Below are 7,773 nucleotides of genomic sequence, written 5' to 3'. Positions count from 1 at the left end.
TCTGAATTAGAAATTGTTGGTAAATGAACTGGACAGTGAATATAGCGGGTTATATCGTATACTGGGTGTTATGGAATTGCAGCGGACAAGTGTTACAGCAGTACATAAGGTCAGTATCGAGATTGAGGAAACATGCAGAAAATAGTGTTGTTATAGTATTCGCAGTTCATCAGTCTAATAAGATGGTTCAATAACTTTAAATCTTATGGTATCTGCCGCAAAAGCACTGCCCTCGTAGTAAGCCGTAACAATAAGTTCCCTCGTGCCGGCATTGACGAAGATATTGTCATGATAGCTGTACTTCAGACCGGTGCCGAATGCGTAGAGGTTACCGTCGGTGGCAGCGATGTACATTACTCCATCGGTAATAGCCGGGCTGGATTGAATTCCATTGAAACCTCCACAGGTATCGTAACTCCAGACCTCAGTCCCTGATCGAATGTCCACTGCATGTATAGTGGCAATGGAATCAACAGTCATCCTCTGGCAGTCACCCCAGAATACAAGACCATCGGCTACTCCGGGGGATCCGTGCAGGTAATCGCCAGTTGGAATCTCATACTCCCATTGAATATCCCCATTACTCCTGTCGACAGAATAAATGCTCCGCTCCAGATTACCGAATAATATGCTGCCTTCATGAATAGCGGGAGTTGATTCTATGTATGTGAACTGTGACGATTCCCAGACAGTAGTTCCTGTTGCGGCATCAATAGCGAATAGAGAACCGGTCATTGTGCCTATGTAGATCGTACCGTCTGCTACAACGGGAGATGAATCCCATATATTTCCACACTTGTTGGCCCATACGATTTCACCGGTACTGGTATCAAGCGCATACAGGGAACCTTCATTCCATCTCCTGGGCACTGGAACGGAGACAAAAAGCAGACCGTTCCAGGCTGTCATGCTGCTCACGCTCAGAAGAGTATCCGAGGATTTCCAAATTTCATCTCCGGTAGCAGCATCCAGGCTGTAAACAAAGTTACCATCCACAAACAATCTTCCATTATGAGGAACCGGAGGTCCGGAAAACCTGCTGAAGCTGTCTCCGAAAGACCATATCTTTGCGCCGGTAAGGGCATCCAGGCACCAAATCGAGTCAGAAGCCAGGTAAACCATATTGTCCTTTACATGCATTGCATCATCAATTTCATCGCCTATGTTCTCGAACCGCCAGATCTCTTCTCCGGTAGCAGCACTCAGGCAGTATGCTATCTCATCTTCCTCAGAGGCAAAGTAAACCCTGCTGTTGACAATTACAGGAGAGACAAACTCATGATAAGTGCCACTTATCGGAGCGGTCCAGAGAATAGTGTTATCGTGCGGGGCCGGTGACTCCGAATAGCCGGTACGGTTGTCGTTCGCCATGTAGGTGTACCAGTCGGTGTTCAACCTGGGAATATCAACAACTGATTGTCCGTTGAGGGAGTAGTGAACAGAGTCGGGCAGCTCATTTTCATTTTCTACAATAACTCTGATATCAAGCCTGTCATCGCTATAGGTTTCACCATTTTCCGGATGAATAATAGTAAGGCTGGTATTCGATATCAGGAGCGCTACAAGAAGAGTTACACAACTCATATCATCCTCCATTTACTTCTGCGGTCGGGCATTTACACCAGTTTACATTGTCGGACCCGAAAGGAATTGTGTCCGCTCCCAGATTGAACCACGGAGGTCCCTGGCACATCAGTTCGCATGGTTCCACCCAGAGGTACGTTCCCGGCGGGTGAGGCAGGATCGATGAGATCATCACAGAAGTATCAGGTAAGAAAGTGTATATGGAATCCGATGCGGTGGTAAGTGTGTAGAACCACGGATCGTTATCGCGTCCGGGAGTGTTGCTGAGTATCAGAAGATCACCATTACTTCTGAAAGGTCCATTCATTACAAAATCATCCCCAAAGCAGCAGTTAGTGTCGTCTATCAGAAGTAAATAATCAGAATACTATCCTGAATCAGCGGTTACCGGAACGCTCACAATAAGCAATAACATTATTGAAAAAACGAAACTGGTAGCATACTTTCCACCTTTGTAATCAGTAATCGATATTGTATCATTTACTTTCTCATCGAACAAATAATGAAGAAATTCCTTTAATCCGACAAGTGCTACATGAATCTTCAGTGAAGCGCTAATCTAAATTTGGTACATTCGCTGTGCTGACTACTGAGATTGTATTCACTTCGGTAGAGAGGAATATTGTGATGTGTGGAAAGAGGTATCCCTGTTATTTCATTCAGCCCGAAAGTCAGTTCAGCTTAAGGCATTTTCCTGATTCATGATGTCCACAGGCATCAAGTACGACCAGATAGCAGCCGTCTGGTGTGTCCTGTGATGGGTTCCACATCGCTGTATGCGATCCCGCAGGGAGCTGGTCACTGACAATTATTTCAATCACTCTTCCGGAGAGATCAAAAATCGTCAGCTGTACATTGGTCTGCTCCGGTGTGCTGTAAGAGATGTATAAGTCGGATGAAAACGGATTAGGTCCAATAGATCCCAGAGCAGGCAAAGGGCTTCCTTCTGTTTCTTCTTCTATTCCAGTTTCAGGATCCAGCTTTATAAGATAGAAATCAGAGTAGCCTGCACCGTAGGATACAGTACATCCACCGACGATGTATCCGCCATCGGTAGTCTGCTGGATTGATTCGCCGGGGTCATTATTTGAACCCCCTACGGTCTTTGTCCACAGTGTATCTCCACTGGAGTCCGTTTTTATTAGATAGACATCAGAGCCGCCTGCACCGAAGGATAAAGTATACCCACAGATAATGTAACCACCGCCGATTGTCTGCTGGACAGAGCAGCCGCAATCATATGCATAACCCCCGAAGATCTTCGTCCAGAGGGTATTTCCAATAGCATCCGTCTTTATTAGATAAACATCCTCTCCGCCTGCGCCATACGATTCGGTTGATCCCGAAACAATGTAGCCCGCATCGGTTGTTTGCTGCACATCGTAACCAACATCGTGATTATTACCCCCGAAGGTTTTCGTCCAGAGCGTATCTCCACTGGAGTCCGTCTTTATGAGGTAGACATCATCGCCGCCTGCACCGTAGGAATCAGTGAATCCCGTGATAATGTAGCCCTCGTCGATTGTCTGCCGGACGGAGAAGCCATATTCCCACTCATACCCTCCAATGGCTTTTGTCCACAGCGTATCTCCACTGGAGTCCGTCTTTATGAGATAGACATCATCGCCACCTGCACCGAAAGAGTTCGTGGATCCCGTAACAATGTAACCCCCATCGCTTGTCTGCTGAACAGAATAGCCTCGATCATATCCGCTACCTCCGAAGGTTCTCGTCCATAGCGTATCTCCACAGGAATCCGTCTTTATCAGATAGACATCAGAGCTTCCGGCACCGAAGGAGCTAGTAGATCCTCCAATAATATAGCCCCCATCGGTAGTCTGCTGAACAGAGAACCCGGGATCATAAGCATTCCCTCCGAAGGTTCGTGTCCACAGTGTATCTCCACTGGAGTCAGTCTTAACAAGGTAGACATCATAATTGCCTGAACCGTAGGAATTCGTATATCCCGCAAGAATGTAGCCCCCGTCGGATGTCTGCTGGACAGAGTAAGCAAGTTCATATTCAGCACCCCCGAAAGTATTCGTCCATGAAATATCAGGTGCTTGAGCATATAAGCTCTGAGTACAAAACAAAATCGCGAATCCAGCAACAAGTAAGAAAGAACTCATAGTTTGAGCGCTCCATTCTATAAAAGATGATGTACATTAATGACGATTGCCGGCATTCTACATAAAGTCAAACCCCGGGACACGCATTTCCTGCACATCATATAATGCCATGTACTGCTTATATATAGACAAATCACCAGCGCAAAACAATGCAGGTTTTAGCAGCCTGCCTGCCTCAACTTAAAAAAAATCCGTCCGGAAGTACAGGAACGGGCTAACAGATTTATTGGGACTGCACTTCATTTGGAGTATACTAATCAGGATGGAATTACTGGTAGAACTGCTCTACGTTTGGTACTCAGGAGGGCTTGGATGCAAAGATACGGATGTTTCAAAATAAGAACCACCTGCAGCAGCTGCGGTCAATCCATTCCGATTAACGGCCCCTATAGAAGGCTTTTCTGTACGGCCTGTTTTGAGGAAATGACGCTTTCACCGGATAGAATAGCTGGCTTTCTCAACGATTTTGAAGAGGAGTATGAAGGTTTGACCGAGGGGCAAGGGCGGGGGGGAACCCTCATGTCCGGAGGAGGTACCTTCAAATACAGCTACTGGAGACTGGAACCCCGTTGTTCTTCCTGTAAGAAGCCTCTTTCAATTCCGGAGGTTCAGGACAACTCCATTCACAGATGTGCTGAATGCGAAGCTCCGTATTATTTACTATCAATCCCTGAATGGCTTCAGAAACCTGTACCCTCCGCCAGGTTCTGCTGCACTCTGCAGCCTCCTCCCAAAGGAGATACTGACGATAAGGGAATAGAAATTGATGAGGATTCAACTAAGCCGGTAGTAATGTCCTGCCCCCAGTGTGCGGGGGCGCTATCCGTTTCAGCGCGAAGCGAGAGAATAATGGAATGCAGCTACTGCAATTCGGAAGTATACGTTCCAGATGCTATCTGGAAAAGACTTCATCCTGTAAGAAAAACCGAGGAGTGGTTCGTCTGTTTTGAAGGTAAGAACATGAAACAGCTCCAGGTGGATAGACGGGTCAGGGATATTGAGGAGGAAAAGGAAGAGCTGATGAAATGGCGTTTGAGAAACGCTCCGATAAGAGTAAAAAACAAACTGAGAACTGCTCTGCGTATTCTGGGAGTATTTATTGCCCTGTCTATAATGGTGAGTGTTCTGATCACTCTGACGGGGAACGAAAAACAGGATGTTTCAGAACTGTATTCCAGATATGCTCCTTTCTTCATAATACCTGTAGCAGTTGGGATTCCCCTCTGGTTAGCTTTTAAAGGCATATTCTCATCAAATATCGGAAAGGGCAAGGAGTGCAAGCAGGCAATTGCCAGGCTTGCCGAGAAGCACAGCTGGACACATGACGGAGCTGAATACAAGAGCACTCTCGGTTCTATCAACGCCAGGTATCGTGGAAGGGATATTGAAATAAATCCCAGTGATGACTACGCAATAGAAGTCGAGATCAACGATTCTCCATTCTACATCAAGACCGATCCCCCCGGTTATCCGCAGGATGGTGTTCAGCGATTTACTACAGGCGACCGCAGGTTCGATAACCTCTTTCCTATCCGTTACGCAACACCTGAGCTTGCGGAAAGAATTGAGAATTCGGTTGACGAGGCCAGGATTGTTCTAGCTCCGGTTTACTGGTTCCTTGACAGATGGCAGCAGAAACTGGGCAGATTCAAAATTGATTGGAGCGATGCTGCTGTACATCTTGCCCCTGGTCATGGAGAGATGAGTGGAAACAGTAATAAATATCTGCTTGCGGAGGATCTGGAGTCACTTCTGGAGGATATGATTGTTCTTGCAACAGGCATCGATGCAATCGCTTCAGGAATAGAGCCGGAACTTCCATAATTGCGATCTGAGATAACCTGTTAAATCAGTCGAACACATAGGTTAAACTTGCAGTCTAAGGTCAGGGCATAGCGCTCTCTATATCAGAAAGAGTTCCTGAAATATCTGAAAGCTCATCTGACACATCGTCTATGTATTCAGCTATCTCTCTGAGGTAATAGCTGTCTCCAAAGCCGCTTGAGCTGTCCCATTCAGCGTATGCCGCTCCGGGTGATATCAGATATCCAACAAGGAACACTACAGCCATGACAACAAGAACCACGCAGGTAGCAAAGGCTTTCTCAAAACCGTTCTCGAACGTTACATCAACCTTCATCTCCATACATCCTCTCAAAGTGAAAGTTATGCAGTTGGAATAAATTCCTTACGGAACTCTTCAAGTTCAGTTACTCTATTGATAATGATAGATGCCATGCAAGTGTTAGCTTTTCATTCCCACCGGAAGAAACGAGCTGAGACCAGTATTCCGCAAATGAGAACACCCGTCAGGACCGCAAGCTGAATCGGATAATCCCACAGGTGTCCTCCAAGCCACAGACCTTGCAGGAGTTTTATCACATGCGTCAAAGGCAGTACCTGTGCGAATGTCTGGAGGAATGGTGGAAGCATATGGAACGGTAGAGCGGCACCGGACAGAAAGAGCATCGGGAAATAAATGATGTTTGCCGCCATGACCCCGCTTCGTGCTGTAGGGGCAAGACTGGCAGGAATAAAACCGAGAGCGGAGATGCTCAGTGCGGAAAGCACGAATGCGAAGATTACCTCGGGAAGAGTACCCCAGAAGTGAAGATCGAAAACCACGATCCCCGCAATGAGAAGAAGAATGACTCCGCCGATTGTGATAGCGAACACAGCCACAACCTGGGCCATCAGGATCAAAACAGGTGTAAGTGGCGCAGCCCTGAACCTCCTGAGTATTCCCCTTTCCCTGTAAGCGGAAAGGTTTGCTGTAAGGCCCATTATCCCGCTGGTCAGGATAACCATTCCGATGAATGCCGGAACGGAGAAATCTATATAGCCGAATGTTTCTCCAGGGAAGGGATCGTTGCCCCAGATGCTGCCGAAAAGCATCATCAGCATCAGCGGGAAAATCAGAGTGAAGAAGAAAGCCGAAGGCTCCCGCAGATAGAGAAGAAACTCAACTGTAGCAAGTTTTCTGAATCCGGACATCAGTTCCTCACCTCTTTTCCCGTTACCGCGAGGAACACGTCTTCCAGTGTCGTTCGCTCGGTACGGAAATCATCCAGAGCGGTGTCCAGACGTATGAGTTTCTTCACAATCTCCAGTACGACACTGCTGTCTCGGATCGTGCATGTGATCCTGTCTCCATCCCTCTCGACGGAAAGAATACCGGAGATTTCATTCAGTGTTGATTCTGAAAAATCTCCCGATGCAGTGAAGATGACCCTGATGCCAAATCCAAGCGACGAGATCAGTTCATCCGGGGTATCGAGCGCTATTATTCTGCCTTTATCGATTATCGCAACTCTGTCACACAGTTTTTCAGCTTCATCCATGTAATGAGTTGAGAGGAAGATAGTTCTGCCCTCATCCCTGAGCCTTGTGACAAGTTTCCAGATTATCCTTCGTGCCTGTGGATCTAGACCGCTTGTCAGTTCATCCAGGAAGAGGATCTCGGGGTCTCCTATCAATGCCAGAGCTACAAAGAGCCTTCTCTTCTGTCCTCCGGAAAGATCGGAGAAATAAGCCTCGGATTTATCCATCAGAGCGAGATGATCGAGGATATCCCTCCATTCGAGTGTTCTGTTGTAGAAGGAAGAAAAGAGTTCCATTGTTTCGCGGACTCTGATCCTGTCCGGCAACTCAGATTCCTGCTGCTGTATACCGAGTCTCTGACGAAGCTTCAGCCCCTGTTTAATAGGGTCCAGTCCCAGAACGCTCAGAGAACCCGAATCAGATTTCTTCATACCGACGATACAGTCCATCGTAGTTGTCTTGCCTGCACCGTTCGGACCTACGATTCCGAAGATCTCACCCTTGATCACTGAGAAGCTTATACCGTCAACGGCCTTTACATCACCGTAAGATTTTCTGAGGTCATGAACGCTGACGACTTCAGGTGACTGTTCTGGCATTCAAGTTCCTCCACAATGACTCCGGGACGGGGATTCAGTTTCATAAAATTTCCTGGCAATAATACTCCTGTCCGGCATTCATGACCATAGTCAGTTTCCATTCGTGATACCCTCGATCCCGTCTAATTGGAGACGAAATC

At 47.1% G+C, this 7,773-nt stretch carries 7 protein-coding genes; 1 reads left to right on the top strand and 6 read right to left on the bottom strand.

Annotated elements, in window-relative coordinates:
• Nucleotides 1-174: 174 nt before the first annotated feature.
• The 3 genes from K8R76_02295 to K8R76_02285 all read right to left on the bottom strand — a co-directional run bounded on the left by K8R76_02295 (nucleotide 175) and on the right by K8R76_02285 (nucleotide 3,713).
• A complete protein-coding gene (locus K8R76_02295) occupies nucleotides 175-1,584 on the bottom strand; it encodes a PQQ-binding-like beta-propeller repeat protein (GenBank protein ID MCD4847003.1) in 1,410 nt (469 codons plus the stop codon).
• A 1-nt stretch (nucleotide 1,585) separates the two neighbouring features.
• Complete coding sequence (locus K8R76_02290; GenBank protein MCD4847002.1) at nucleotides 1,586-1,891, bottom strand: hypothetical protein; 306 nt, start codon at nucleotides 1,889-1,891, stop codon at nucleotides 1,586-1,588.
• 364 nt (nucleotides 1,892-2,255) lie between these two features.
• The gene (locus K8R76_02285; protein ID MCD4847001.1) at nucleotides 2,256-3,713 is read right to left on the bottom strand and encodes a hypothetical protein; all 1,458 of its coding nucleotides are present in this window, start codon (nucleotides 3,711-3,713) and stop codon (nucleotides 2,256-2,258) included.
• A gap of 312 nt (nucleotides 3,714-4,025) precedes the next feature.
• Between K8R76_02285 and K8R76_02280 the strand changes: the two genes are divergently transcribed.
• Nucleotides 4,026-5,537 (top strand): hypothetical protein, encoded by a 1,512-nt coding sequence (locus K8R76_02280; GenBank protein MCD4847000.1) that lies wholly within the window; start codon nucleotides 4,026-4,028, stop codon nucleotides 5,535-5,537.
• Nucleotides 5,538-5,598: 61 nt separating this feature from the next.
• On the opposite strand, the gene K8R76_02275 is transcribed toward K8R76_02280, so the two are convergent.
• The 3 genes from K8R76_02275 to K8R76_02265 all read right to left on the bottom strand — a co-directional run bounded on the left by K8R76_02275 (nucleotide 5,599) and on the right by K8R76_02265 (nucleotide 7,633).
• On the bottom strand, nucleotides 5,599-5,859 hold the full coding sequence (locus K8R76_02275; GenBank protein MCD4846999.1) for a hypothetical protein: 261 nt from the start codon (nucleotides 5,857-5,859) through the stop codon (nucleotides 5,599-5,601).
• 107 nt (nucleotides 5,860-5,966) lie between these two features.
• Complete coding sequence (locus tag K8R76_02270; GenBank protein ID MCD4846998.1) at nucleotides 5,967-6,707, bottom strand: ABC transporter permease; 741 nt, start codon at nucleotides 6,705-6,707, stop codon at nucleotides 5,967-5,969.
• Complete coding sequence (locus K8R76_02265) at nucleotides 6,707-7,633, bottom strand: ABC transporter ATP-binding protein (protein ID MCD4846997.1); 927 nt, start codon at nucleotides 7,631-7,633, stop codon at nucleotides 6,707-6,709. The genes K8R76_02270 and K8R76_02265 overlap by 1 nt, the downstream gene beginning before the upstream one ends.
• Between the last annotated feature and the right edge of the window lie 140 nt (nucleotides 7,634-7,773).

This window comes from Candidatus Aegiribacteria sp., from assembly GCA_021108435.1.
In the GTDB taxonomy this organism is placed as follows: Bacteria; Fermentibacterota; Fermentibacteria; order Fermentibacterales; family JCC-6; genus Aegiribacteria.
This window is presented reverse-complemented; position numbering and strand designations above follow the sequence as displayed.